At 60.3% G+C, this 24,535-nt stretch carries 21 protein-coding genes; 13 read left to right on the forward strand and 8 right to left on the reverse strand.

Going from position 1 to position 24,535, the window contains the following annotated elements:
- Window positions 1–2: 2 nt before the first annotated feature.
- The gene (locus CKW26_RS06380) at window positions 3–1,619 is read right to left on the reverse strand and encodes a murein L,D-transpeptidase (RefSeq protein WP_095047933.1); all 1,617 of its coding nucleotides are present in this window, start codon (window positions 1,617–1,619) and stop codon (window positions 3–5) included.
- 151 nt (window positions 1,620–1,770) lie between these two features.
- Here CKW26_RS06380 and CKW26_RS06385 point away from each other — a divergent pair, with 151 nt between their 5' ends.
- The 4 genes from CKW26_RS06385 (at window position 1,771) to CKW26_RS06400 (ending at window position 5,086) form a co-directional block, all read left to right on the forward strand.
- Window positions 1,771–2,481, forward strand: a complete 711-nt coding sequence (locus CKW26_RS06385) for a murein L,D-transpeptidase catalytic domain family protein (RefSeq protein ID WP_095047934.1) — start codon at window positions 1,771–1,773, stop codon at window positions 2,479–2,481.
- A gap of 254 nt (window positions 2,482–2,735) precedes the next feature.
- The gene (locus CKW26_RS06390) at window positions 2,736–2,993 is read left to right on the forward strand and encodes a DUF2790 domain-containing protein (RefSeq protein ID WP_064389346.1); all 258 of its coding nucleotides are present in this window, start codon (window positions 2,736–2,738) and stop codon (window positions 2,991–2,993) included.
- Between the two features lie 9 nt (window positions 2,994–3,002).
- Window positions 3,003–3,674, forward strand: coding sequence for a heavy metal response regulator transcription factor (locus CKW26_RS06395; protein WP_007918415.1), 672 nt, complete (start codon window positions 3,003–3,005; stop codon window positions 3,672–3,674).
- The gene (locus CKW26_RS06400; RefSeq protein ID WP_095047935.1) at window positions 3,671–5,086 is read left to right on the forward strand and encodes a heavy metal sensor histidine kinase; all 1,416 of its coding nucleotides are present in this window, start codon (window positions 3,671–3,673) and stop codon (window positions 5,084–5,086) included. Before CKW26_RS06395 ends, CKW26_RS06400 begins: the two co-directional genes overlap by 4 nt.
- A 28-nt stretch (window positions 5,087–5,114) precedes the next feature.
- On the opposite strand, the gene CKW26_RS06405 is transcribed toward CKW26_RS06400, so the two are convergent.
- A complete protein-coding gene (locus tag CKW26_RS06405; protein ID WP_095047936.1) occupies window positions 5,115–6,527 on the reverse strand; it encodes an MFS transporter in 1,413 nt (470 codons plus the stop codon).
- Between the two features lie 103 nt (window positions 6,528–6,630).
- Between CKW26_RS06405 and CKW26_RS06410 the strand changes: the two genes are divergently transcribed.
- Entirely contained in the window at window positions 6,631–7,518 is an 888-nt protein-coding gene (locus CKW26_RS06410; RefSeq protein ID WP_095047937.1) for a LysR family transcriptional regulator, read from the forward strand.
- On the opposite strand, the gene CKW26_RS06415 is transcribed toward CKW26_RS06410, so the two are convergent.
- Window positions 7,515–8,135, reverse strand: coding sequence for a cell wall hydrolase (locus CKW26_RS06415; protein WP_095047938.1), 621 nt, complete (start codon window positions 8,133–8,135; stop codon window positions 7,515–7,517). The genes CKW26_RS06410 and CKW26_RS06415 overlap by 4 nt on opposite strands.
- 199 nt (window positions 8,136–8,334) lie before the next feature.
- On the opposite strand from CKW26_RS06415, the gene CKW26_RS06420 reads away from it, so the two are divergent.
- The 3 genes from CKW26_RS06420 to CKW26_RS06430 all read left to right on the forward strand — a co-directional run bounded on the left by CKW26_RS06420 (window position 8,335) and on the right by CKW26_RS06430 (window position 11,441).
- Complete coding sequence (locus tag CKW26_RS06420; protein ID WP_095047939.1) at window positions 8,335–9,186, forward strand: CAP domain-containing protein; 852 nt, start codon at window positions 8,335–8,337, stop codon at window positions 9,184–9,186.
- Between the two features lie 323 nt (window positions 9,187–9,509).
- On the forward strand, window positions 9,510–10,508 hold the full coding sequence (gene moaA / locus CKW26_RS06425; RefSeq protein ID WP_095047940.1) for a GTP 3',8-cyclase MoaA: 999 nt from the start codon (window positions 9,510–9,512) through the stop codon (window positions 10,506–10,508).
- A 36-nt stretch (window positions 10,509–10,544) separates the two neighbouring features.
- Window positions 10,545–11,441: a bestrophin family protein gene (locus CKW26_RS06430; protein ID WP_095047941.1), complete on the forward strand. Its 897-nt coding sequence runs from the start codon at window positions 10,545–10,547 to the stop codon at window positions 11,439–11,441.
- Window positions 11,442–12,243: 802 nt separating this feature from the next.
- Here the strand turns inward: CKW26_RS06430 and glp are convergent.
- Both glp and moaB read right to left on the reverse strand, forming a co-directional pair.
- Window positions 12,244–13,449, reverse strand: a complete 1,206-nt coding sequence (gene glp / locus CKW26_RS06435; protein ID WP_095047942.1) for a gephyrin-like molybdotransferase Glp — start codon at window positions 13,447–13,449, stop codon at window positions 12,244–12,246.
- Window positions 13,446–13,985 (reverse strand): molybdenum cofactor biosynthesis protein B, encoded by a 540-nt coding sequence (moaB, locus tag CKW26_RS06440; protein ID WP_095047943.1) that lies wholly within the window; start codon window positions 13,983–13,985, stop codon window positions 13,446–13,448. The genes glp and moaB overlap by 4 nt, the downstream gene beginning before the upstream one ends.
- Window positions 13,986–14,274: 289 nt before the next feature.
- On the opposite strand from moaB, the gene CKW26_RS06445 reads away from it, so the two are divergent.
- From CKW26_RS06445 to CKW26_RS06460, 4 genes are all read left to right on the forward strand, one after another.
- Entirely contained in the window at window positions 14,275–15,210 is a 936-nt protein-coding gene (locus tag CKW26_RS06445; protein WP_095047944.1) for a LysR family transcriptional regulator, read from the forward strand.
- 474 nt (window positions 15,211–15,684) lie between these two features.
- Complete coding sequence (gene chrA, locus CKW26_RS06450; protein ID WP_095047945.1) at window positions 15,685–17,028, forward strand: chromate efflux transporter; 1,344 nt, start codon at window positions 15,685–15,687, stop codon at window positions 17,026–17,028.
- Window positions 17,029–17,436: 408 nt separating this feature from the next.
- Window positions 17,437–18,801: a glutamine synthetase family protein gene (locus tag CKW26_RS06455; RefSeq protein WP_095047946.1), complete on the forward strand. Its 1,365-nt coding sequence runs from the start codon at window positions 17,437–17,439 to the stop codon at window positions 18,799–18,801.
- Between the two features lie 147 nt (window positions 18,802–18,948).
- On the forward strand, window positions 18,949–20,232 hold the full coding sequence (locus tag CKW26_RS06460) for an FAD-binding oxidoreductase (protein ID WP_095047947.1): 1,284 nt from the start codon (window positions 18,949–18,951) through the stop codon (window positions 20,230–20,232).
- A 140-nt stretch (window positions 20,233–20,372) separates the two neighbouring features.
- Here the strand turns inward: CKW26_RS06460 and CKW26_RS06465 are convergent, their stop codons facing one another.
- Window positions 20,373–21,158 carry a DeoR/GlpR family DNA-binding transcription regulator gene (locus CKW26_RS06465; RefSeq protein WP_095047948.1) on the reverse strand — a complete coding sequence of 262 codons (786 nt, stop codon included), beginning with the start codon at window positions 21,156–21,158 and terminating at the stop codon, window positions 20,373–20,375.
- A 254-nt stretch (window positions 21,159–21,412) separates the two neighbouring features.
- On the reverse strand, window positions 21,413–22,306 hold the full coding sequence (locus tag CKW26_RS06475) for a LysR family transcriptional regulator (RefSeq protein WP_218251731.1): 894 nt from the start codon (window positions 22,304–22,306) through the stop codon (window positions 21,413–21,415).
- 85 nt (window positions 22,307–22,391) lie between these two features.
- Between CKW26_RS06475 and CKW26_RS06480 the strand changes: the two genes are divergently transcribed.
- Window positions 22,392–23,168 carry an NAD(P)H-dependent oxidoreductase gene (locus tag CKW26_RS06480; protein WP_095047950.1) on the forward strand — a complete coding sequence of 259 codons (777 nt, stop codon included), beginning with the start codon at window positions 22,392–22,394 and terminating at the stop codon, window positions 23,166–23,168.
- Window positions 23,169–23,402: 234 nt separating this feature from the next.
- Here the strand turns inward: CKW26_RS06480 and CKW26_RS06485 are convergent, their stop codons facing one another.
- Window positions 23,403–24,425, reverse strand: a complete 1,023-nt coding sequence (locus CKW26_RS06485; RefSeq protein ID WP_095047951.1) for an AbrB family transcriptional regulator — start codon at window positions 24,423–24,425, stop codon at window positions 23,403–23,405.
- Window positions 24,426–24,535 lie beyond the last annotated feature (110 nt).

Here is a 24,535-nt window from a genome sequence, read left to right on the forward strand (position 1 = left end):
GCTCAGTGCGCTCGATCAAGCCCCACCAGCAACGCGCTATCGCGACTGTAGATGTCCGGTGAGTAGCGCACGCGGCCGCTGCTGTCGACCTGGGCCGTCCAGTAGGTCATCAGGATCGGCACCGGTGCCGACAAGCGAAATTCGTGAGTGGTGCCGGTGGCCAGCAAGGTTTCGGTGCGGGCCTTTTCCGCCGGGGTGAGCAGCAGATCACGCAGTTGCATTGGGTGTTCGACCCGCACGCAACCGGAGCTGAAAGCGCGTGGTCCTTTTTCGAACAGCGCCTTGCTTGGCGTGTCGTGCAGGTACACCGAGAACGGGTTGGGGAAGCGGATGACCATTTGCCCCAACGGATTACGCGGCCCGGCGTCCTGACGCAGCATGATGTTGCCGGGGTTGTCCCAATCGATGTCCGCCGCCGCCAGCGGCTGCCCGTTGGCGTCGAGCACTTGCAGGTTCTGCCGGCTGAGGAAGGTCTGGTCCTTGCGGATTTCCGGCAGCTTGTCTTCTTTCCAGATGGTCGGCGGCACGGTCCAGGTCGGGTTCAGGGTCAGGCGTGTCACCCGCGATTTCAGCAGCGGCGTCTGGCGTTCGGCGCGGCCCACCTGAGTGCGCGTCTGCCACACCGGTACGCCGCCCTGATACAGCGTCAGTTCCGCGGCGGCGACGTTGACCAGCAAGCCATCGGGCTCCATGTCCTGAGCCATCCAGCGGAAACGTTCGAGGTTGACCCGCAACTGCTCGCGACGGGTCAGCGGACTGATGTTGAGTTCGGCAATCGTGCCCGGCCCGACTACACCGTCAGCCTGCAGCGAATGGTTGGCCTGAAAACTCTTCACGGCGTCGACCAGCACGCCGTCATAAGCATTGCCGGGCGTACCAACGACCTGAGTCAGATAACCTTCGTTGTAAAGACGCTGGGCCAGTTCCGGCACGCGTTTGTCTTCCATGGCCGGGCGCAACAGCGGCCCGCTGCCCACCGACTGCCATTGCGGCAAGGCTTTGAGCCGTTGCGCAGCGTAGAGCTGACGCAGGTCCTGATATTGCGCCAGGCGCGGTCGGGCCAGTTCGAACGCGGCGGGAATGTCGTGCATGCCCGGTACCGCGATGGCCAACAATTCCGCCTGACGGTCGCGTGGGGTGGCGTCGGCATGCCACAGCGGTTCGAAGTGTGATTGCAGCAAGCTTCCGTAATGCAGATCCTGCAGGGCCTGGAGGTAGTTGCGGCTGATGTCGATGTCGGCACACAACTCGCCATCCTGCGGCGCTGTGGTCGCGATCGGATAGCGTTTTGGATTGAGGCCATCATCGGCCAAAAACTGTAATTGCGCCTGCAACATCGGCAATCGCGCAGATTCACTCGCCCACACCGGCATCCAGTCCTGCTGCTGATAGAAGGCCTGCAATTGCGTCAGCGCCGGGCCGTTGAGATGCGCGGCAATCGCCGGGCACGACTGCGGCAGATTGATCATTACAGCCTGCAACGGACTTTGCGGCTCGACCGGCATTTCTGCCGGTGGCGTCGGCAGTGTTTCCAGCGGCGGCAGCGGCTCATCGGCACAAGCGACAAACGGCGCAGCGAGCAAACAAATGCTCAAGTAGCATGCGTACTTTTTGAACAACTGCTTTACTCCAATCCATGGCCGTCCAGATGATGGCCAACCTTACATCAGGTGCGCTTGAGAGTCAGGCTCGATCGACGGGCTTGCGGGTATTGACTGGGAGTCAGGAGCCAAAGTGCCAAATAAGTAGCAAGTGAGGACACTTTATAAAATGTTGACGTTTTTGCGCCGACTTCTGTTGACTGCCACCGCTCTCGTCGTGACCAGTCCAGTTTTTGCCGCCGGCAAACCATCGCCGGTTCTCTACACCAGCCTCGCGCACGCCGCGCCAGAACTCAATCCCCAAGCGCTGAAAGGTGCGTTGAACGCCATGCAGTGCGCGGTCAACAACGGTGCGAAACCGTCCCGCCATCTGGCGATCATCGACTATTCGCAGCCATCCACCGAACGCCGTCTGTGGATCTTCGACCTCAACAAAAAGAAACTGGTGCTGCGCGATCTGGTTGCCCACGGCTCCAACTCCGGTGAAAACTTCGCTACGCAGTTTTCCAATGTCGAAGGCAGTTACCAGTCGAGCCTTGGCCTGTTCCGCACGCAGGAAAGCTACAGCGGCACCCACGGTTATTCGCTGCGCATGGACGGTCTGGAGCCGGGTTTCAATGACATGGCCCGCGATCGCGCGATCGTCATTCACGCCGCCAGTTATGTGAATCCGTTGTGGAGCAAGAAACAGGGGCGCATCGGCCGCAGCCAGGGCTGCCCGGCAGTGCGGCCGCAGATTGCCAAGCAGGTGATCGACCGGTTGAAGAATGGCCAGTTCATGTTTTCGTGGTACCCGGATCAGCGCTGGCTGAAGTCGTCGCCGTACCTGAACTGCCAGCCGCAGCAGGTGGCGAGCATCCTCAACACCCACGCGAGCTGACGGCACAACCTGTAACCCTGTGGGAGCTGGCTTGCCAGCGATAGCGGTGGATCAGTCAATGAAATTTTGACTGTGCAGGCCTCATCGCTGGCAAGCCAGCTCCCACAAGGATTTGAGTTGAGTCTGGAAAATCTTCGTACACCGTTTCATTACAACTTTGTCATTCAGCTGTCGGTTTGCCGTGCGGATCGCTCGGTAGCCTGAAGTTGTCCCGGCGCCAATGCCGATCAACTCCGACCACTGAGTGACTGACCATGAAAACCCTTCTGCTCGCCTTCACCGCCCTCCTCGCCACCGGCAGCGCGTTCGCCGCGAACATGCCCGACACCGCCGTGATTCATGACAAATCCGGTTTCTACGTCAATCTGGATGTCGACAAAGTCCTGTCCAGCACCGATATTTCACAAGCGTGTGGCGTGGTCCCGGCGCAATTGAATTACCTCGACCATCAGGGCCGCGAACATGTGCTGGACTATCAGGTACAAGGCAGCGGTTGCATCAATGACCATTGAGACTGATCAATGAATATTCTGGTTGTCGAAGACGAACCCAAGGCGGGCAACTATCTGCTCAACGGTTTGCAGGAACTGGGTTACAGCGTCAGCCTCGCCCGTGACGGCGCCGACGGCCTGCACCTGGCGCTGGAACACAGTTTCGATGTGATCGTGCTCGATGTGATGATGCCGAAAATGGATGGCTGGGAAGTCCTGCGCCGGCTGCGCAAGGAAGCTGATACGCCGGTGCTGTTCCTCACCGCCCGCGACGATATCGCTGACCGCGTCAAAGGCCTCGAACTAGGTGCTGATGATTACCTGATCAAGCCGTTTTCCTTCGCCGAACTGGTGGCGCGCCTGCGCACCCTGACGCGGCGCGGGCCGATCCATGAAGACGAACAATTGCAAGTCGCCGACCTGCAGATCGACGTGCTCAAACGCCGCGTAAGCCGCGCCGGGGTGCGCATCACCCTGACCAACAAAGAGTTCGCGTTGCTGCAGTTGTTCGCCACTCATACCGGCCAGGTTCTCGCCCGTTCGCTGATTGCTTCACGGGTGTGGGACATGAATTTCGACAGCGACACCAACGTGGTTGATGTCGCGGTGCGCCGCTTGCGGGCGAAGATCGATGACCCGTTCCAGCTCAAGCTGATCCATAGCGTGCGTGGCATCGGCTATCGCTTCGATACGCAACCATGAGCGCCCATCGTCCGTATTCCCTGACACTGCGCCTGGCGCTGGTGTTTGCCCTGCTCGCGTTCGCCTCGCTGGCCGGCCTCGGCGCCGCGCTGTACGGCGAACTCGAAGCGCAACTGATTCGCCGCGACGACATCTCACTGGTCAGCCGCGTCGATCAGTTGCGCACCTTTCTCAATGACAGCAACACCCTCGAATTGATCAAGAACAAACCGGCGTTGTTCCAGAACATGCTTGGTAATCGCGAAGCGTTGCTGACCATTGGCTCGCCGGGGCAACCGCCGCTGCTGGTGGTCAATCCGGGCAATCTGAGCACGCCTACGTTGCCGCCGGTGCCCAGCGACCAGCCGATGACGCTCAAGGACGTGCAGCACTTGCCGAGCGTCGACGGCGTGCCGTTTTCGGCGGTGGCGGCGAGTATCGATTCCGGTGAACTGGGCAACTTGCAAGTCACCACCGGGCGTTTGATGAGCGAGCGCACGGCGATGCTCGCCAACTACCGATTGAGTGTTTATGGCCTTGCCTCACTGGCGGCACTGTTGCTGGCGGTGGTGGGCTGTTTGCTGGTGTATCGCGGTTTGCTGCCGTTGCGACGACTGGCGAAACACGCGCATGGCATTGGTGTCGGCAACCTTGGCGAACGCCTTGCCAGCAGCGGTGCACCACGAGAATTGCAGCCGATGATCGAAGCCTTCAATGCCATGCTCGACCGCCTCGCCAAGGGCTTTACGCAGTTGAGTCAGGTGTCCACCGACATGGCCCATGAGTTGCGCACGCCGATCAACAACCTGCTCGGCGAAACCCAGGTTGCGCTGCAGCAGAACCGCAGCATGGAGGCCTATCAACAGTTGCTCGCCTCCAACGTCGAAGAGCTGGAGCGCCTGACGCGGATGCTCGACAACATGCTGTTCCTCGCCCGCACCGATCCGGCCAGTGCGCTGAGCCAGCGCCAGGAGCTGGACGCGGCGGATGAGATGCAGCGCATTGCCGATTATTTTGAAGGATTGGCGGCTGATGTCGGGGTGTACATTGAGGCTCGTGGTAGCGGTGTGATCTGGGCCGAACCGATGCTGCTGCGCCGTGCGCTGGCCAACCTGTGCGCCAATGCGATCAAGTACGGTGCGGCGGATTCGACGGTGCAGGTGGAAGCGATTGCCGAGTTGGATGGCAGTTATCTGCGGGTACGCAATCAGGGCACAACCATTGCCCCTGAACATTTGGCGCGGCTGTTCGAGCGTTTTTACCGCGTCGATCAGTCACGCGAGCGCTCAGCGCAATCCAATGGTTTGGGCTTGTCAATCGTCGCGACCATCATGCAGTTGCATCAGGGCCGCTATAGCGTCAGCAGTGCCGATGGCATCACCTGCTTCGAACTGTTCTTCCCCGCCCGGCAAGACAGCACAAATCCCCTGTAGGAGTGAGCCTGCTCGCGATAGCGGTGGTTCAGCCAACATCCTCATTAACTGACACACCGCTATCGCGAGCAGGCTCACTCCTACAGTTGAACTGCGCTCGGCTTATGATCAAAGCCATAGCCATCAATGCCACCGCGACGCCAAAAGTGATGTGCAAGCCGCTGGCAATGGCGGTTGCAGGGGCCTGAGTCGGATCGCCCGCCGCCAGCGCAAACACTGCACCCATCACAGCCGCCCCGGTGATCAACCCCAGATTACGTGCCAATCCAAGCATCGCCGAAACCACACCGCGTTGCTCCTGACGAACTCCGGCCATCAACCCGGTGTTGTTCGCCGCCTGAAACAGCGCATAGCCGACGGCGACCACTGCAATCGACAGCAAATAGGCGGGCAACCCCAGACTCATCGGCAACAGCGCCAACAAGCCACAACCGCAGGCCATGGCGAGTAACGCGCCCGGCACGATGCGCCGCGCGCCGAAGCGGTCCACCAGACGCCCGGCCGGCACACCGCCAAACGCAGACAACAACGGCCCGAGCGATAACGCTAAGCCGACCACTGCACTGCTGAGGCCCAATCCGCGACTCAGGTAAAACGGTCCCACCACCAGCGTGGTCATCATCACGGTCGTCACCAGCAAGGTCAGCGCCAGGCTGCTGCTCAATCGCCGGTCAGCGAACAGTGACAAGCGTATCAGCGGCGCCTTGGCCTTCTTCTCGATCATGAAGAACAAGCCCGCGCCGCCCAAGCTGGCCAGCAGCAACGGCAACATGAAACCTTCCTGCGTCATTGCCAGCGCATAGGCCGCCAGCGTGAAGACCAGCACCGCGCTGCCAGAATAATCGAACGTCACTCGCGGCCCTGCTGCGCGATCCACCGGCAGAAAGCGATACACCAGCCAGACATTGAGCAAGCCCAGCGGCACGTTGAGCAGGAAAATCGCCTGCCAGCCGACATGCGTCATCAACAACCCACCCAGCGACGGCCCAAGACTGGTGCCCGTCGCCGACATCGTCGCCAGCAAGCCCATCGCACTGCCTGCCCGCGTCTTCGGCACCGCATCGGCCACCAACGCCACTGTCAAAGCGAACATGATCGCCGCGCCGACGCCTTGCACCGCCCGTGCGCCGATCAGCCAACCCAGTCCGGGAGCCAGCGCACAGGCCAACGAAGCGCTGGTGAAAATGCCGATCCCGATCAACAGCAGTCGACGTCGACCAAAACCATCGACCAGACGCCCGACGCTGACGATCAACGTGGTGATCGCCAACAGGTAAGCGAGCACGATCCATTGCACCTGTTGAAACGTCGCCTCGAACGCCGTCGCGAGGATCGGCAAGCCGGCGTTGGCGATGCTGGTGTCCAGGGAAGGCATCAACATCGACAAGGCCAGACTGGTCAGCGCCCAGCGGGCGGGAGTGCTCAGAGGTTCTTGGGGCATGGCAGGCTCACAGTGCAAAGGTGATGCGTCAAAGCCTGAGCCTCGACAACACACGGCGCAAGACGCATGCTTTGCACTCAATACCTGCATGGAACGCCATGTTATGACCACCCCGGATCTGAACCTGCTGATCACCCTCGACGTGTTACTGCGCGAAGGCAGCGTCGCCCGCGCCGCCAAATGCCTGCGGTTGAGCCCGTCGGCCATGAGTCGCGCCCTCGCCCGTTTGCGCGAAACCACCGGGGATCCCTTGCTGGTGCGAGCAGGTCGTGGCCTGGTGCCAACGCCGCGCGCACTCGAATTGCGCGAGCGGGTCAGTCATCTGGTGCAGGAAGCCGAGGCGGTTTTACGCCCTGCCGAGGTGCTCGACCCGCGCCGCTTGCAACGCACCTTCACCCTGCGCAACACCGACGGCTTTGTTGAAACCTTCGCCGCTGCCCTGCTCGCGCGTATCGCTGCAGAAGCGCCCGATGTACGCCTGCGCTTTGTGCAAAAAGCCGACAAGGACAGCACGCCGCTGCGCGAAGGCCGCGTCGATTTGGAAACCGGCGTGGTCGATGACAGCACCGATCCGACGCTGCACAGCCGCATCCTGTTTCAGGATCAATGGATCGGTGTGGTTCGAGAGGGGCATGCCTTGAGTTCGGGAAAAATCACCAGCAGGCGCTTTGCCGGCGGCGAGCACATTCTCATTTCACGACGCGGGCGCAGCAGCGGACCAGTAGACGAAGCGTTACTCGCGCTCGGTCTGACGCGGGACATCGTCACCTCGTTCGGTGGATTCTCGGCGGCGCTGACGCTGGTGCGTGAGTCAGACCTGATCGCCACGGTCCCGCAGCGTCATACCAGCAAACTGCGCACGGGCCTGCACAGCTTTGCCCTGCCCTTCGCGATGCCGGACATCAGTGTGTCGATGCTCTGGCATCCGCGCATGGACGCTGACCCGGCGCATCGCTGGTTGCGTGATTGTGTGCGGCAGGTCTGCGCTTAGCGCGCGTCGCCGCCGGCAGGTTTGTAGAAGAGAAATTTTTTCGTTTCAGCGGTCTTGCGATATTCCTTGGCCCAGCTCGGATGCACATTGCGGTCGTGGAAATACAGCGCGCCGTTGGTGCGATCCTTGAGCTGGCGGTTCAGCGCTTTGCGGGCGATATCCTTGGCCAGCGTGTATTCGGCATCTTCCTTGACCTGATCCGGACGCCCGTCGCACCACCAGGAAAACTGGCAGCTCTTGGTTTCCGAACCTTGTTTGACGACAGCGCACACCGTGTCGGGGAAACCTTCGTGGCCGAGGCGATTCATCACCACACTGGCCACCGCTTCCATTTCCAGCGTGTCTTTGCCTTTGGCTTCCCAATAGATACTGCGCGCCAGGCAAGTGATCGGATCGTCCAGCGGCGCCGCGCCGGCCGGGTCGACCGCTTGCACTTCGGTCGGGGTGATGGCTTCGGCTTTCGGTGCCGGTGCGGCGCTAACCTTGTCCGCCGCTTTCTCTTCCAGCACTTGGGCTTTTTCTTCAGCCTTCGCTTTGATCGGGGCCTGATCGGTGGCCCATGCAGAGCCTGCCAACAGGGTGAATACGAGACAACCCGCCCAGCCTTTCAATCCCATGTCTGTTCTTCCGGCAGCGCCCGAGTCGGGCAAGGTGTTACGTCGGGGAGACACCCGTATCCCGGGGTCTTCGGTGAGTGTAGACGGCAAACCCAGAGACAAAGTTGCGCAGAAAAACCGCTGAATGAAGAAAAAAGACATTGCACTCACCGGGGGCCTTTCGCGCATCATGGGCGCATTCAGCTCAAGGGAGATTTCCATGCGCTTCATGCCATTCGTTCTGCGTCTTGCCGCTTTGTCCGTGGGCGTTATGTTTGCCATTCCGGCGCTGGCTGGCGATGAGTCGCAATTGATCGAGTCGATCAACAGCTACCGCAGCCAACCGCAGCGTTGTGGTTCGCAGGCGTCCAATGAACTGCCGCCGCTGTCGGCTGATCCACGGCTGAGATTACGCGCCAGCGGTGCTGTCGATCTGCAACAAGCCATGGCCAGCGCCAGCTACCCGATGGTCAATGTGCAGGCGATCACGCTCAACGGCCCGCGCGATGCGGCGTCGGCGATGAAGGCGATTCAGGAAAGTTTCTGTCAGGTGGTGCTCGATCCGCAGTTTGTCGATGTTGGTGTCAGCCGCGACGACCGTGACTGGCGCATCGTGCTGGCGCGGCCGCTGCTGTCGGCCAAGCTGGGGGATGCGCAAAGTGAAGGACAGAAGTTGCTCAGTGAACTCAACGTCGCCCGCAGTCAGGCACGACAGTGTGGGGGTCAGGCTTTTGCCGCTGCCGCACCGCTGGCCTGGAACACGACACTGGGCACGATCTCCCAGGATCACAGCCGCGACATGGCCAACAACAATTACTTCGACCACAAGGACCGCGACGGTCGCACCCCCGGCGATCGCGCGGAACTCGCCGGTTACAGCGGCCAACAGGTCGGCGAAAACATCGCCGCCGGCCAGGACACCGTGCACAAAGTCGTCGAAGGCTGGCTCGCCAGTCCCGGCCACTGCGCCAACCTGATGAACCCGCAATACCAGGAACTCGGCGCCGCCTACGCGACCGACCCGAAAAGCAGCGCCGGCATCTACTGGACCGCGATGTTTGGCGCTCAATAAGCCGCTCTCAAGTTCACCACCTTCCCCTGTGGGAGCGAGCTTGCTCGCGAAGAGGCCAGTACATTCAACATCAACATTGTCTGACCTGACGCCTTCGCGAGCAAGCTCGCTCCCACAGTGATCGGTGCAATCCCCGTCATTCTCGGCCAACACAGCTCCCTCAGTGCTAAGCGGTGTATCCATGATCTGTGATACTCAAAACTCGGGTCATCGATGGCGTCAATCGATCAGTCACTAACAGTGATTGGACGCCATGGAACGCTGCCCATAACCTACGTTGCCCCCACTCTTTCCACAGCGGTTTTCATTCCTGCGAGGCTTCCTTGTCAGAGCGTGTCTTGATCGATGGTTACAACCGCCGCGTCGACTATCTGCGCATGTCGGTGACCGACCGCTGCGATTTCCGCTGCGTCTATTGCATGGCCGAAGACATGCAGTTTCTGCCACGCCAGCAAGTGCTGACGCTGGAAGAGATCTATCAACTGGCGCAGAGCTTCGTTGTCCTCGGCACACGCAAGATTCGTCTCACTGGTGGTGAGCCGCTGATCCGTCCGGGCGTGGTCAAGCTGTGCGAGCAGATCGCCGCCCTGCCCGGCCTGCGCGAGTTGTGCATGACCACCAACGGTTCACAACTGGGCAAACTCGCCGCGCCGCTGTTCGACGCTGGGGTCAAGCGCCTGAACATCAGCCTCGACAGCCTCGATCCGCAGCGCTTTAAACAGATGACCCGCACGGGCGATCTGGCGCAGGTGATCAACGGCATCGATGCCGCGCGCAAGGCCGGTTTTACCCGCACTAAACTCAACGTCGTGGTGATGCAGGGCCGTAACGATGAGGAGATCAACGATCTGGTCAGCTTCGCCATTGATCGTCAGCTCGACGTCTCTTTCATCGAAGAGATGCCGCTGGGGATCATCAGTGAACACAGTCGCGCAGAGTCGTTTTTCTCCAGCGCGCAGGTGCGCGAAAAAATCGCCGAGCGCTACACCCTGATCGACTCGGCAGAATCGACTCAAGGCCCGTCGCGCTACTGGCGGCTGGCCGAGGCACCGGAGATTCGCCTGGGTTTTATCTCACCGCACAGCCACAACTTTTGTGGCACCTGCAACCGTGTGCGCCTCACCGTCGAAGGGCGCCTGCTACTGTGTCTGGGTAACGAGCATTCGGTGGATCTGAAAGCGGTGCTGCGTGCGCATCCGGGGCAACCGCAGCGGCTGGAGAAAGCCATCATCGAGGCGATGAAGCTCAAGCCGTATCGGCACAATTTCGAAGTGAACGACGACGTTCAGGTCGTGCGCTTCATGAACATGACCGGCGGCTGATCCCGCCAGTTTCATCGGTTATCGGAACCGCACAGCATGATCATCAGACCCAAGGTCAACCAGTTCGCCATTCTCTTCACCCTCAAGGGTTCGATTGCCAAGCGCATCGCCATGCGCACGTTGATGGTCACCCTGCTCGCCTCGGCCATCGTCCTGGTGGAAATCCTCCATCCGAGCAACTTCACCAAGGTCAATGCCACGCCGTTTACCTTGCTCGGTTTGTCGCTGTCGATCTTCATGAGTTTTCGCAACAACGCCTGCTATGACCGTTGGTATGAAGCTCGTAAAGCCTGGGGCGAGGTGATCGTGCACATTCGCTCGGTGATTCGCGAAACCCATGTGATTCGTGAATCGGCTGAACGCAAGCCGTTGCTGCTTAATCTGTGTGGCTTTGCTCATGCGCTGAACGCGCGGTTGCGCAAGGAAAGTGAAGCGGACGCCAGTAGCCAATGGATCATTCCCAAACCTGATCCGCAGACGCCGGATTACAGCGGGCGCATTTTGCAAACGGTCGGCCAGCAGTGTTCCGATCTGCATCAGAACGGTGAACTGACTGAGTGGCGCTACATGCTGCTGGCCAATCACCTGACCAGCCTGACCCAGGCGCAAGCGGTGTGCGAAAGGATCAAGACCACGCCGCTGCCGTTTCCTTACACGCTGTTGCTACACCGGACGATTTACTTGTTCTGCATCCTGCTGCCTTTCGCCATGGCCGAACCGCTGGGCTGGCTGACACCGTTGTTCACGGCGATTGTCAGCTACACGTTCTTTGGCCTGGATGCGATTGCCGATGAACTGGAAGACCCCTTCGGCCGCGATGAAAACGACCTGCCAACCGATGCGCTGGTGCGCACCATCGAACGCGATATCCTCGCTGAGCTTGGCGCAGAAGTCCCCCCGGCGCTGAAGCCTGTGGACTATGTGCTGAGCTGATCCTTAGCTCTCCAGACACCTCAAAACCCTGTGGGAGCGAGCCTGCTCGCGAAGAGGCCGTATCAGCCAACGTCAATGCCAACTGACCTGCCGCCATCGCTGGCAAGCCAGCTCCCACAGGTTCTGTGTACATCCTCAACATCAAGCATCACCTCAAATCATTGTGGGAGCTGGCTTGCCAGCGATGAGGCCTTATCAGCCAACATCAACGCCAACTGACCTGCCGCCATCGCTGGCAAGCCAGCTCCCACAGGTTCTGTGTACATCCTCAACATCAAGCATCACCTCAAATCATTGTGGGAGCTGGCTTGCCAGCGATGAGGCCGTATCAGCCAACATCAACGCCAACTGACCTGCCGCCATCGCTGGCAAGCCAGCTCCCACAGGTTCTGTGTACATCCTCAACATCAAGCATCACCTCAAATCATTGTGGGAGCTGGCTTGCCAGCGATGAGTAGTATCAGCCAACATCAACGCCAACTGACCTGCCGCCATCGCTGGCAAGCCAGCTCCCACAGGTTCTGTGTACATCCTCAACATCAAGCATCACCTCAAATCATTGTGGGAGCTGGCTTGCCAGCGATGAGGCCTTATCAGCCAACATCAACGCCAACTGACCTGCCGCCATCGCTGGCAAGCCAGCTCCCACAGGTTCTGTGTACATCCTCAACATCAAGCATCACCTCAAATCATTGTGGGAGCTGGCTTGCCAGCGATGAGGCCGTATCAGCCAACATCAACGCCAACTGACCTGCCACCATCGCTGGCAAGCCAGCTCCCACAGTTTTGATTGGTGTTGAGGTCAGAACAGTTCGTTGAAGGGAATAAAGCGCAGCGGGTCGCCGAGGTTGTGCGTGCTGTTCTCGGGGATTTCCACCAGGCCATCGGCCCAGGTCGCGCCGAGCAGGACGCCGGAGCTTTGATTCGGATAGAGCACCGCTCGCCCCGCTTCCAGCTTCACCCGCAGGTATTCACGACGGCCGCCAGCCTTGTGCCAATCGAAACCCGCGTTGACTGTGAAGCTCAGCGGCATGAGATCTTCCACGCCTTGTATGCGCAGCAGATACGGCCGTGCCAACAACCCGAACGTCACCAGCGCCGAGGTCGGGTTGCCCGGCAAACCTATCACCGGCACCGTGCCGAAATGCCCGACCGTCAGCGGTTTGCCAGGCTTGATCGCCAGTTTCCACAACAGCGGTTTGCCGTTGTCGCGTAGTACCTGTCCGAGGCAATCGGCATCACCGGCAGACACGCCACCCGTAGTCAGAATCAGATCAGCGCTCACTTGCAGTTGCTCAAGTTTGAGCCGCGTCTGCGCCGGTCGATCCGGGAGGATGCCGGCGTCGATCACTTCGCAGCCCAGCTCCCGCAACCAGTGGCCGAGCAATACGCGGTTGCTGTTGTAGATACTGCCGGGGCGCAACGGCTGACCCGGCTCGACCAGTTCATCACCGGTCGACAACAACGCCACACGCGGGCGACGCACCACGTGCAGTTGCGCCAGCCCTTGCCCGGCGGCGACCGCCAGTTCGAACGGTCCAAGGCGTTTGCCGGCGCGCAGCAGGATGTCGCCGACGCGATTTTCCTGACCTTGCGCGCGGATGTTCTGCCCCGCTTTCAGTGGCTGCAAGAAGCACACGCGGCTGTCCTCCAGCACTTCGACGTTCTCCTGCATCTCGACGCAGGTAGCGCCGGGCGGCAGCGGTGCGCCGGTAAAAATCCGTGCGCAGGTGCCGGGCAGCAACGTGTCCGGCGCCTGCCCGGCGTAAACCTTTTGCGAGACCTTCAGCGGCTGTCGGTGCAGATCGGTGAGATTGAGCGCGTAACCGTCCATGGCGCTGTTCGGCCACGGCGGCAAGTCGAGTGTCGCCACCAGATCACTGGCCAGCACCCGCCCACGCGCATCGTCGAGCGCCAGCAGTTCGCTGTCGGCCAGACGTTGCTCATTGGCCATGCCGAGCAATTGGTCGAGAGCGTCCTCGACCGGCATCAGCGGTGCCTTGCTCATCCGCGTGGCCCACAGGCTTGCACGGCTTTCAGGTGCGGGACGAAGTTGCACGGGCGATGACGGTTATCCAGTTGTTCGGCAAGAATGCCTTCCCACGCGGTGCGACAGGCGCCGGTCGAACCGGGCAGGCAGCACACCAACGTGCCGTTCGACAGCCCGGCCAGCGCACGGCTTTGCACGGTGGACGTACCGATATCCAGAATCGAAATCGCCCGGAACAGTTCGCCGAAGCCGTCAATGTGTTTATCGAACAGACAGGCCACCGCTTCCGGCGTGCTGTCGCGACCGGTAAATCCGGTGCCACCAGTGATCAGCACGACCTGAATACCTTCGTCGGCGATCCACTGGGCGACCTGCGCGCGGATCTTGTACAGATCATCCTTGAGCAAGTTGCGCTCGCTCAAGGTGTGCCCGGCTTCCAGCAAACGACTGACGAGCAACTGGCCGGAGGTATCGCTGGCGTAATCGCGAGTATCGCTGACCGTCAGCACGGCAATATTCAGGGGGACAAACAGGGCATCGGCTTTTGCGCTCATGGCAGTTCTCCGGCAGCATTTAATCAACATTGCCGAGCAGCCTAAGTGCCACTTATGAGCAGTGTCTAATCACTCCGGCCAACCACATTATCGACCGCCTCTATCGGTGCCTTTCACGTTGTTGCATGCCAGTAAAACCGGGCCTTATAGAGCTGATCGATAGTCCTTCAAGCACTTCTGATTGGACGAACAACTGTTCAGATGAGATCGTCGCAACCTGCGCTTTTCGTGCGCCCCGCGCATCTGCGTTACTACTCAATCAAAAAATCCCCATCAAGCAGGTGCCATCGTGGACATCAAACAACTCAAGTTCCTGATCGCGCTGGACGAAACCCGACACTTCGGCCAGGCCGCCGCCCGCTGCCACATCACCCAACCGACGTTGTCGATGCGCCTGCGCAATCTGGAAGACGAGCTGGATCTGGTGCTGGTCAACCGTGGCCAGCGTTTTGAAGGTTTCACCCAGGCCGGCGAGCGCGTATTGGCGTGGGCACGCACCTTGCTCGCGGCCCATGACGGTTTGTTCGCCGAAGCGGCGGCGTGTCGCGGGCAACTGGTGGGTAGCTTGCGTCTGGGCCTGGTGCCGCTGAGCAGCTTCAACCCGGTCAATTACATTCAGGGTTTGTCGGGGACGTATCCGGAGTTGAAGTTCAGTCTATCGTCGCTCAGTTCTGACGAGATCATCGCCCGGCTGGGCAACAATCAGCTCGATCTGGGCGTGTGCTATTTGGATCACGTCAACCCGAACTATTTCGAGTTTTTCGAGATCGGCGAAACCCGTGTCGGTCTGCTCTACGACAACCGCCACTTCCAGTTCGAAGGCTCGCAAATGAGCTGGGAAGACGCCGCCGAACTGCCGCTGGGGATGATCACCGCCGGCATGCATTACCGTAAATCCATCGACTTGAGCTTCCGCAGCCGTGGACTCAGTCCGCAGCCGATCATGGAAAGCGACTCAACCTATCAGCTATTGCAGGCGATTCACCAAGGCTTCTGCTGCGCGATCATGCCGCTGGACAGTGGCCTGGAAGAGCCGATCGAGCACCTGTCGTTCATGCAGTTGCCGGATGCCAGCGTGCTCGCGCCGCTGGGCCTGGTGATGCGCAAGACCGAACCGCGCTCGGCGATTGCCGAGAAGTGTTTTGCCGAGGCGCGGAAGTTGTTTGGGTGTGGCGTTGCACTGGAGTATGGCGCATGCCTGAAAAGCAAAAGCCCCTCACCCTAGCCCTCTCCCCGAGGGAGAGGGGACTGATTGGGGGATATTGCAGAAGTACGCCGACCTGAAGGAATTGTGGTGAATCCATAATCGATGGGATCTGTCAGATCGATGGACGATGCCAGACGCCTGCGCCAGCCCCTGCGGCTGGTAACCAAATCCATAATCGACTCGATTTTCCAGGTCGATGGATAACACCAGACACCTCGGTCGGCCCCCTCTCCCTCTGACCCTTAGCTGAAGACCCAATCCATAATCGACTCGATCTTCCAGGTCGATGGATAACACCAGACACCTCGGTCGGCTCCCTCTCCCTCTGACCCTTAGCTGAAGACCCAATCCATAATCGACTCGATCTTCCAGGTCGATGGATAACGCCAGACACCTCGGTCGGCCCCCTCTCCCTCTGGGAGAGGGCTGGGGTGAGGGTTGAAAGTCTGATTAGATAGCCGCTCCGCCAGGACCCAACTCCGGAGTCTCCGCTTGAGCACAGCGCCGAACAACCTGCCCCGCCCCGATCCCGTCACCCTGCGCCAGGCCTGGCGTTTTTGGCTGAAACTCGGCTGCATCGGTTTCGGCGGGCCGGCCGGGCAGATCGCGATCATGCATCAAGAACTGGTCGAGCGCCGGCGCTGGATCTCCGAAAAACGTTTCCTGCATGCACTCAACTACTGCATGTTGCTGCCCGGCCCCGAGGCTCAGCAATTGGCGACGTACATCGGCTGGCTGCTGCATCGCACCTGGGGCGGTGTCATCGCCGGTGCGCTGTTTGTGCTGCCGTCGTTGTTCATTCTGATCGCGTTGTCCTGGCTGTACATTGCCTTCGGTGACGTGCCGGCAGTGGCCGGGGTGTTTTACGGGATCAAACCGGCGATCACCGCGATTGTGCTGCACGCCGCGCATCGCATCGGCTCGCGTGCATTGAAGAATGCCTGGCTGTGGACGATTGCCGGCGCCTCGTTCGTGGCGATTTTCGCCTTCAACGTGCCCTTCCCTTTGATTGTCCTCGGGGCCGCGTTGATCGGCTATCTGGGCGGACGATTCGCGCCGCAACGGTTCAGCAACGCAGGTGCGCGTAACAGCGAGAAATCCTTCGGCGCGGCGTTGATCGACGACGATACGCCGGCGCCCGAACACGCCCGTTTCAGTCTGCCGAAGTTGCTGCGTCTGGGGTTGATCGGTGCGGTGCTCTGGTGTTTGCCGATGGCGTTATTGACAGTGCTGTTCGGCTGGGACGGCACCTTCACGCAAATGGCCTGGTTCTTCACGAAAGCCGCGCTGCTTACCTTTGGTGGCGCCTACGCGGTGCTGCCTTACGTCTATCAGGGCGCCGTCGGGCATTACGGCTGGTTGACGCCGACGCAGATGATCGACGGCCTCGCCCTCGGCGAAACCACTCCCGGGCCGCTGATCATGGTGGTGGCATTCGTCGGTTTCGTCGGTGCCTATGTGCAACCGGCGTTCGGCCCCGAACATGCCTTTGCTGCCGGCGCACTGGCAGCAACCCTGGTAACCTGGTTCACCTTCCTGCCCTCGTTTCTGTTCATCCTCGCCGGCGGGCCGTTGGTGGAATCGACGCACAACGAACTGAAGTTCACCGCACCGTTGACGGCGATCACCGCCGCCGTGGTCGGGGTGATTGTCAATCTGGCGTGTTTTTTCGCCTATCACGTGTTGTGGCCAAACGGTTTTGCCGGGGCGCTGGATCTGTTTTCGCTGATGCTGGCGGTGGCGGCAGCATTGGCTTTGTTCGTTTTCAAACGCGGCGTGATCAGTGTGTTGATCGTTTGCGCCCTCGCCGGGCTGGGCTTTCACCTGATGCGCTGAACTTTGGCCCGCGAATCTCCCGTTTACACGCCCGCGAATTCCCCCTTACTATCCGGGCACACCGGTCGGCGGCTCAGCCCGCCACCGACGTTTTCCGCCAACGGAAACACGCGTTATGAGTACGTCACTACAACAACCAGAATCGTTGAACGTCTCTACCCTGCGCGCCCTCTCTCACAGGGGCGGCGTATGAATCGTATCGTCAATCTCCCCATGGCCCTGCGCCGTTCCAAGCTGCGTCACTCCGCACGCCCGCCGGATATCGCCCGGTCTGTCTGATCGCGTCCGTTAAAGAACCGCGACAGTCCCCTACTTCTTGATATCCCTGCCAGGACACCTACGCCTTTTTGTCGCGTCGTGCCCGGCCCGAATCTGCGCGCCTGTGCGGCGCCATCGTGAGTGATCGTTATGAAATTCGCAGCTATTGAAGACGCACGCCTGTTCCTTGAACAGAACCCCGATATCGACATGATCGAGCTGTTTATCCTCGACGCCAACGGCGTGCCGCGCGGCAAGCTGTTGCACCGCGAAGAACTGCTTGCCGTGTACCAAAGCGGTCGGCCGCTACCCAGCACCATCCTCGGCCTGACCGTACAGGGTGAAGACGTCGAAAACTCCGGTCTGGTCTGGGATGTCGGCGACATCGACTGCCGTGCCTATCCGCTGGAAGGCAGTCTGGTACGCCTGCCATGGCGCAAGATTCCGACCGCCGCCGTGCAGGTCAGCATGCATCCGACCGAGGGCATGCCCGCGAGCATCGCCGACCCGCGACACTTGCTGATCAAGGTTATCGACGGGCTCAAGGCCGAGGGTTATCACCCGGTGATGGCCTGCGAACTGGAGTTCTACTTGCTCGATGCCAAACGCGATCACAACGGCCGCCCGCAACCGGCACTGGACGCGGACGGCGGTCGACCGCGACACACCCAAGTCTACGGTTTGCGTGAACTGGAGCAGATCGAACCGTTCCTCGCCGACCTCTACAGCGCCTGCAAACTGCACGGCATTCCGGCGCGCACGGCGATCTCCGAATACGCGCCGGGTCAGGTGGAAATCACCCTTGAACATGGCGATGCGCTGGAGGCGATGGACCAAGCCGTGCGCTACAAACGTCTGGTCAAAGCCATCGCCCATAAGCACGGCATGCAGGCAACGTTCATGGCCAAGCCGTTCGATGATCTGGCCGGCACCGGCATGCACATGCATGTGAGTCTGGCCGATGGCGAGGGACGTAACCTCTTTGCCTCGGAAGACCCGGCCGGCACCCCGCTCCTGCGTACGGCGATTGGCGGCATGCTCGCCTCGCTACTCGATTCGTTGCTGCTGTTCTGCCCGAACGCCAACTCGTACCGGCGCTTCCAGGCCAATAGCTATGCACCGTTGGCGCCGACCTGGGGCGTCGACAACCGCACCGTCAGCCTGCGCGTACCCGGTGGCCCGGCCAACACTCGGCACATCGAACACCGCATCTGCGGCGCCGATGCCAACCCGTATCTGGCCGCTGCGGCGATCCTTGCCGGGATTCATCGTGGCATTCGTGAAGACCTTGATCCCGGTGCGCCGGTTGAGGGCAATGGTTATGCGCAGGCGAAGGAATTGTTGCCGACCGATTGGTTGACCTCGCTGCAGGCGCTGGAGAATTCGGTGTGGGCACGGGATGCCTTGGGGCAGGAATTTCTCGGGGTGTATCTGGCGGTGAAGCGTGCCGAGTACCGGCAGTTCATGGCCGAGGTGGGTGAGCAGGATTGGCGCTGGTATCTCACCGAGGCCTGAAGACTCACCCCTACCCCCTGTAGGAGTGAGCCTGCTCGCGATAGCGGTGTGTCATTCAGCAATAATGTGTCTGACATGGCCTCATCGCGAGCAGGCTCACTCCTACAGGGGAGCGCGTACAACCTAAGAATTCGTGTGGACACTGACATGACCGAACGCTGCAATTCCTACTACACCGCCACCCTTAACCAAGACACCAACTACCCGACCCTGCAAGGCCGGCACAAGGTCGACGTGGTGATCATCGGCGGCGGCTTCACCGGCGTCGCCACCGCTGTCGAACTCGCCGAAAAAGGCCTGAAAGTCGCCATCGTCGAAAGCCACAAGATCGGCTGGGGCGCCACCGGGCGCAACGGCGGACAAGTCACCGGCAGCCTTTCCGGCGATGGTGCGATGCGCAAACAGATGCGCGCGAAACTCGGCGACGAGGTCGATGATTTCATCTGGCACCTGCGCTGGCGCGGACATGAAATCATCCAGCAACGCGTCGACAAGTACGGCATTCAATGCGATCTCAAACACGGCCACTTACACGCTGCGTACAAACCCAGCCACATGACCGACTTGCGCAAAGATTATGAAGAAGCCGTACGGCGCGGATTAGGCGATGAGGTCAGCCTGCTCGACCGCAGCCAAGTGCGTGACCTGCTGCAAAGCGACCTGTACCACGGCGCAATCAAGAACACCCGCAACATGCATCTGCACCCGCTCAACCTGTGCATCGGTGAAGCGCGGGCGGCGGAAAGTCTCGGGGCACTGATCTTCGAAAACAGCGAAGTGCTGGAGATCATTCACGGCGCTTCGCCTAGCGTAAGAACCGCCCACGGCCAGATCGACGCCAAGCAGGTGATGCTCGCCGGCGACGTCTATCACAAGCTCGAACCGGGACAGCTCAAGGGCAAGATTTTCCCGGCCATGGGCGGCATCGTCACCACCGCGCCACTGGGCGATCTGGCAAAACAGATCAACCCCGAAGACCTCGCAGTGTACGACTGCCGTTTCGTGCTCGACTACTACCGCCTCACCGCCGACGGCCGCTTGCTGTTCGGTGGCGGTGCCAACTACAGCGGCAAGGATTCACGGGACATCGCCGCCGAACTGCGCCCGTGCATCGAGCAAACCTTCCCGGCGCTCAAAGGCGTGCAGATCGATTACCAGTGGAGCTGCGCGATGGGCATCGTGATCAACCGCATCCCGCAACTGGGCAAGCTCTCGGACAACGTCTGGTACTGCCAGGGCTACTCGGGGCACGGCATCGCGACGACGCACATCATGGGCGAAATCATGAGCCGGGCGATCACTGGGCAGATGGAGCAGTTCGACACGTTTGCCCAGTGCCAGCACATTCGCGTGCCGATGGGGAATTTGTTGGGTAACCCGTTGCTGGCGGCGGGGATGTGGTATTACCAGATGCTTGAGCGACTTCGCTAAGCCTGTGTTGATCCTGCTGACCCCATCGCTGGCAAGCCAGCTCCCACAGTGTCCGTGGCGTACCCAAATTTCATGTACACCGCAAAAACCTGTGGGAGCTGGCTTGCCAGCGATGAGGCCATCAGCCCCACTACAAAACTTCAATCCGCCAACTGCTCGACCACAATCCCCAACCGCCGGTAATCCTCGACACTCCCCGACGCCACATGCCGCTCGGTAATCAACGTATGCAGGCGCGTACACGGCGCCACCACAAACGGCTCCACCGCTCCCAACTTGTCCGCCGAAGTCACCGCAATCACCCGCGTCGCGCCCTCCAGCATCGCCTGCTTCACCGGCACTTCATCGAAATGCAGCGAGGTAATCCCCATCTCCGGATGAATCGCGCACACCCCGGTAATCGCCAGATCTGCCTTGATCCCCGCCAGCAGCCGCAGCGCCTCATGCCCTCCCGCCGCCATCGTCCGCGGGTTCAACTGGCCGCCGGCGAGAATCACCTTCACCCCCTTGAATTCCGAGAGCGCAATCGCCGTCATCGGTGAAGCCGTCACTGCCGTGATACTGATATCTGCACGCAACGAGCGCGCCACCTGCAACGTGGTCGAGCCGGAATCGAACAGCACAATCTGCCCGTCTTCAATCTCCTGCGCCGCCCGTTGCGCCAGGCGGATTTTCACCTCATCCGTCTCGTCCAGCCGGGTGAAATAGTCCTTGCCGGAGTCTTTCGGACGCGGCAGCGCCCCGCCGTGCACGCGTTGCACCAGCCCGGCGTTATCCAGTTCGGCGAGGTCGCGGCGGATGGTGTCTTCGGAGACTGCGAAGTGCTGACTCAACTCGGACGCCATAACTTTGCCGTCACGTTCGAGGAGCAAGAGGATTTTCTGCCGGCGCAGGGATGGTAGTTCAGCCGCGGAATGATCGTGCATGGTTGTGCCTGTTTGTGCTTGTAATTGCAGGTTTCGCGAGATTAGCGAAAGCCTTGCACGAACACAAACCGACGGGGTATCAATTGTTTCGATCATTGGAATCAACAAGGCGAATTTTTTCTTTGCTTTCAACCTGTTCAGAATGGCCCCACTCTAAAAGGCTCAGGATGAACACCTCATGAATCTCAATTTTGCATTTGCGTGCATGATCGTCGTGTCGTTTGCGATTGCCCTCGGCCACGCCTGACAGCGCCTCAGACCGACGCCAGCAATTGCTCGCGCAACCATTTGTGCGCCGGATCGCGATGCGAACGCTCGCCCCAGAACATCGCCATCTCGTAACCGGGTACTTCCAGCGGCGCGTCGACCACTTGCAACGCCTGGTTGCCATGCACCAGGCGTGACGGCAGCATCGCCACCAGATCGGTGCTGGCCAACACCGACATCGCCATCAGAAAGTGCGGCACCGACAACACCACTTTGCGCATCAGCCCGACATCGGCCAACGCCCGATCGGTCACCCCGAAAAAGCCCCCGCCCTCGCGCGACACCATGACGTGTTCCAGCGCGCAGAATTGCTTGCGTGTGGGTGCAGACTTCAATCCCGGATGGCCGATACGGCCGGCCAACACATAACGCTCAGTGAACAGTGGTCGCCGATACAACTCCGGCGGAGCGTCTTCGCTGATGTGCAGCGCCAGATCAAATACACCCTGCTCGGCCTGTTTGACCAAATGCGCCGGGGTCAGATCGACCACCGCCAGCCGCGTGCCCGGCGCCTGTACGCGCAAGCCGTTCAGCGCCGGCAGCACCACCGTCGTCTCGCCGTAATCGGTCGCGGCGATTTTCCAGGTGTGCGTCGCCTGCGCCGGGTCGAACGCACTGGCCGGCGCCACCGCCCTCGCCAACGCCTCCAACGCTTCGCGCAACGGTTCACGCAGTTCATCGGCGCGCGCCGTCGGGCGCATACCACGCGGCCCGGGCAACAGCAGCGGATCACCAAAGATGTCGCGCAACTTGGCCAGATGCACGCTCACAGACGGCTGCGACAGGTTCAGCCGTTGTGCCGCGCGGGTGACGTTGTGCTCCGACAGCAACACATCGAGGGTCAGCAGTAGATTGATATCCAGTCGTCTCAAATTATTCATGGCTATACCAGACATATCAGACATTCATTTCCAATATACCTGTTGAACGCCGATCCTGCTGTTACTCAGCTAACGGAGCTTCAACATGAATGTCTTACTCGTTTACGCGCACCCAGAACCGACGTCCCTCAACGGCTCGCTGCGCGACTTCAGCGTCCAGCGCCTGCAAGCCGCCGGCCACACCGTGCAGGTCTCCGACCTCTACGCGATGAACTGGAAAGCCACCCTCGACGCCGACGACGCCCCGCAGCGCGACGCGACGAAACCGTTCCACGCCTCCCTCGACTCGAAAGTCGCCTACGCCGAAGGCACTCAGGCTACCGACATAGCTCGCGAGCAGGAAAAACTGTTGTGGGCCGACGCGCTGATTCTGCAGTTTCCGCTGTGGTGGTTCACCATGCCGGCGATTCTCAAAGGTTGGGTCGATCGGGTGTACGCCTACGGTTTTGCCTATGGCGTCGGCGAACACTCCGACAGTCGCTGGGGCGAGCGTTATGGCGAAGGGAAAATGAAAGGCAAACGGGCGATGTTGATGGTCACCACCGGTGGCTGGGAATCGCACTACGCACCGCGTGGGATTAACGGGCCGATTGATGATTTGTTGTTTCCGATTCAACACGGGATTTTGTACTACCCGGGGTTTGAAGTGGTGCCACCGTTTGTGGTGTATCGGACTAGTCGGATGGATGCGGCGCGGTATGCCGAGACTTGTGATGAGCTGGGGCGGCGGCTGGATGAGTTGTGGAGTGCGCGGCCGATTGGGTTTCGGCAGCAGAATGGCGGCGAATACGAAATTCCTGCTTTGACGTTGAAGAGCGATATCGCACCGGATAGCGAAGGCTTCCAATCACACATCCGCTAGCGCCGCATCGACCACGTAGAGCAAAAGCCCCTCACCCTAACCCTCTCCCAGAGGGAGAGGGGACTGACCGAGTTGTTTTTTCGAGCTACGCCGACCTGGTATATCGAGCCGAACTCAAGTTTTGAACAGCCCACAATCGGCTCCCTTCCCCCTCGCCCCCTTGGGGGAGAGGGCTGGGGTGAGGGGGACGGATCTAACTGACACACCGCAACATGCAGGCATCAGTGGCTCCGGTCAGGCTTCTTCGCGCGCCCGACGCACCTGCACCAACAACGCCGGCGCGAAATGCAGCAACACCATCCGGCTCAGATGGTGAGTCAGAATAAACACCACATTCAGCCCGCCACCAAACGCGACAATCGCAATCGTCTCAATCGCCCCCGGCATATACGCCAGCCATAGCGACAGCGGATCGCTGCCCAACCAGCGTGCCGCGACTTCAGCAAACACCGCCGCGACCACGATCATCAAACCAACCGAGACCAACGCCGTGCGGCCGTGACGCGTCAGCTCCGCGAAGCCGAGACCTTGAAACCGTGAGCCGATCCGCACGCCGAGAATCAGCGCCGCAAGATTCAAACTCCAGTCCGGCATGTGAAACCCGTGCAACCATCCCGATTTCACAAACACCGCCGTAATGATGATCGCCGTGAGCATGAACGGCGCCGGTACACCGATCACCAGCAGTAAGCGCCCGAGCAGCACGCTCAACGCGATCACCGAAAACGCGGTCAGTGCCATGCCTGTCGTTAAAGGATCACCATCGGCAACCGCCACGGCAGCGGCTTGACCGGGAATCAAGAAACTCACCAACACCGTGATGAGCAGCAAGCGCATCAGATGCACGATGATGACCTTGCTCGACGCCTTTTCCGACTCGAGTAGATCGAACACTGCGGCCAGCGCACCGGGATAAACCGCCAACAGCGCATCAGTGCGGTTCCAGCCTGCACCGCGCGTCAGCCACCATCCGGCCAATGCGATCTGCACTGCCAGGCAAATCAGCAACACGCCGAGGCTCGGCAACATCGTCGAGGCCGTCTCGCTGTCCCACGCTTCGAACATCAGCCCGGTGGCGATGCCCAGCGTGACCTGGATGTAGCCCAGTCCATAAGGAGTTGCCGGCGCGATACCAGTTTTGCTGGCAAACAATGCGGTAACGACAATCGAACCCAACAGCAGGCCATGGGGTACGCCTTCGAACTGCAACAGCGCGCCGAAACCGGCAGCCATCAACAAACAGAGAATGGATTTCATAGTCGCCTTCCTGGCTTTTTACCTGACACACCACAACCCGTGTAGGAGCTGCCGAAGGCTGCGATCTTTTGACTTTTGTTTTTAAAAGCAAGATCAAAAGATCGCAGCCT

Origin of the sequence: Pseudomonas sp. Irchel s3h9, from assembly GCF_900187475.1 — a bacterium.
Taxonomy (GTDB): Bacteria; Pseudomonadota; Gammaproteobacteria; order Pseudomonadales; family Pseudomonadaceae; genus Aquipseudomonas; species Aquipseudomonas neuropathica.

Excerpts from the sequence above, each read along its gene's own strand:
- CKW26_RS06460 (WP_095047947.1), top strand. The coding sequence starts at position 18,949 with ATGACCGAACGCTGCAATTCCTACTACACCGCCACCCTTAACCAAGAC.
- glp (WP_095047942.1), bottom strand. The coding sequence starts at position 13,449 with ATGAGCAAGGCACCGCTGATGCCGGTCGAGGACGCTCTCGACCAATTG.
- moaB (WP_095047943.1), bottom strand. The coding sequence starts at position 13,985 with ATGAGCGCAAAAGCCGATGCCCTGTTTGTCCCCCTGAATATTGCCGTG.
- CKW26_RS06410 (WP_095047937.1), top strand. The coding sequence starts at position 6,631 with ATGACCACCCCGGATCTGAACCTGCTGATCACCCTCGACGTGTTACTG.
- CKW26_RS06405 (WP_095047936.1), bottom strand. The coding sequence starts at position 6,527 with ATGCCCCAAGAACCTCTGAGCACTCCCGCCCGCTGGGCGCTGACCAGT.
- CKW26_RS06485 (WP_095047951.1), bottom strand. The coding sequence starts at position 24,425 with ATGAAATCCATTCTCTGTTTGTTGATGGCTGCCGGTTTCGGCGCGCTG.
- CKW26_RS06480 (WP_095047950.1), top strand. The coding sequence starts at position 22,392 with ATGAATGTCTTACTCGTTTACGCGCACCCAGAACCGACGTCCCTCAAC.
- CKW26_RS06430 (WP_095047941.1), top strand. The coding sequence starts at position 10,545 with ATGATCATCAGACCCAAGGTCAACCAGTTCGCCATTCTCTTCACCCTC.
- CKW26_RS06385 (WP_095047934.1), top strand. The coding sequence starts at position 1,771 with ATGTTGACGTTTTTGCGCCGACTTCTGTTGACTGCCACCGCTCTCGTC.
- CKW26_RS06420 (WP_095047939.1), top strand. The coding sequence starts at position 8,335 with ATGCGCTTCATGCCATTCGTTCTGCGTCTTGCCGCTTTGTCCGTGGGC.
- CKW26_RS06415 (WP_095047938.1), bottom strand. The coding sequence starts at position 8,135 with ATGGGATTGAAAGGCTGGGCGGGTTGTCTCGTATTCACCCTGTTGGCA.
- CKW26_RS06475 (WP_218251731.1), bottom strand. The coding sequence starts at position 22,306 with ATGAATAATTTGAGACGACTGGATATCAATCTACTGCTGACCCTCGAT.
- CKW26_RS06390 (WP_064389346.1), top strand. The coding sequence starts at position 2,736 with ATGAAAACCCTTCTGCTCGCCTTCACCGCCCTCCTCGCCACCGGCAGC.
- CKW26_RS06395 (WP_007918415.1), top strand. The coding sequence starts at position 3,003 with ATGAATATTCTGGTTGTCGAAGACGAACCCAAGGCGGGCAACTATCTG.
- CKW26_RS06455 (WP_095047946.1), top strand. The coding sequence starts at position 17,437 with ATGAAATTCGCAGCTATTGAAGACGCACGCCTGTTCCTTGAACAGAAC.
- CKW26_RS06465 (WP_095047948.1), bottom strand. The coding sequence starts at position 21,158 with ATGCACGATCATTCCGCGGCTGAACTACCATCCCTGCGCCGGCAGAAA.
- CKW26_RS06400 (WP_095047935.1), top strand. The coding sequence starts at position 3,671 with ATGAGCGCCCATCGTCCGTATTCCCTGACACTGCGCCTGGCGCTGGTG.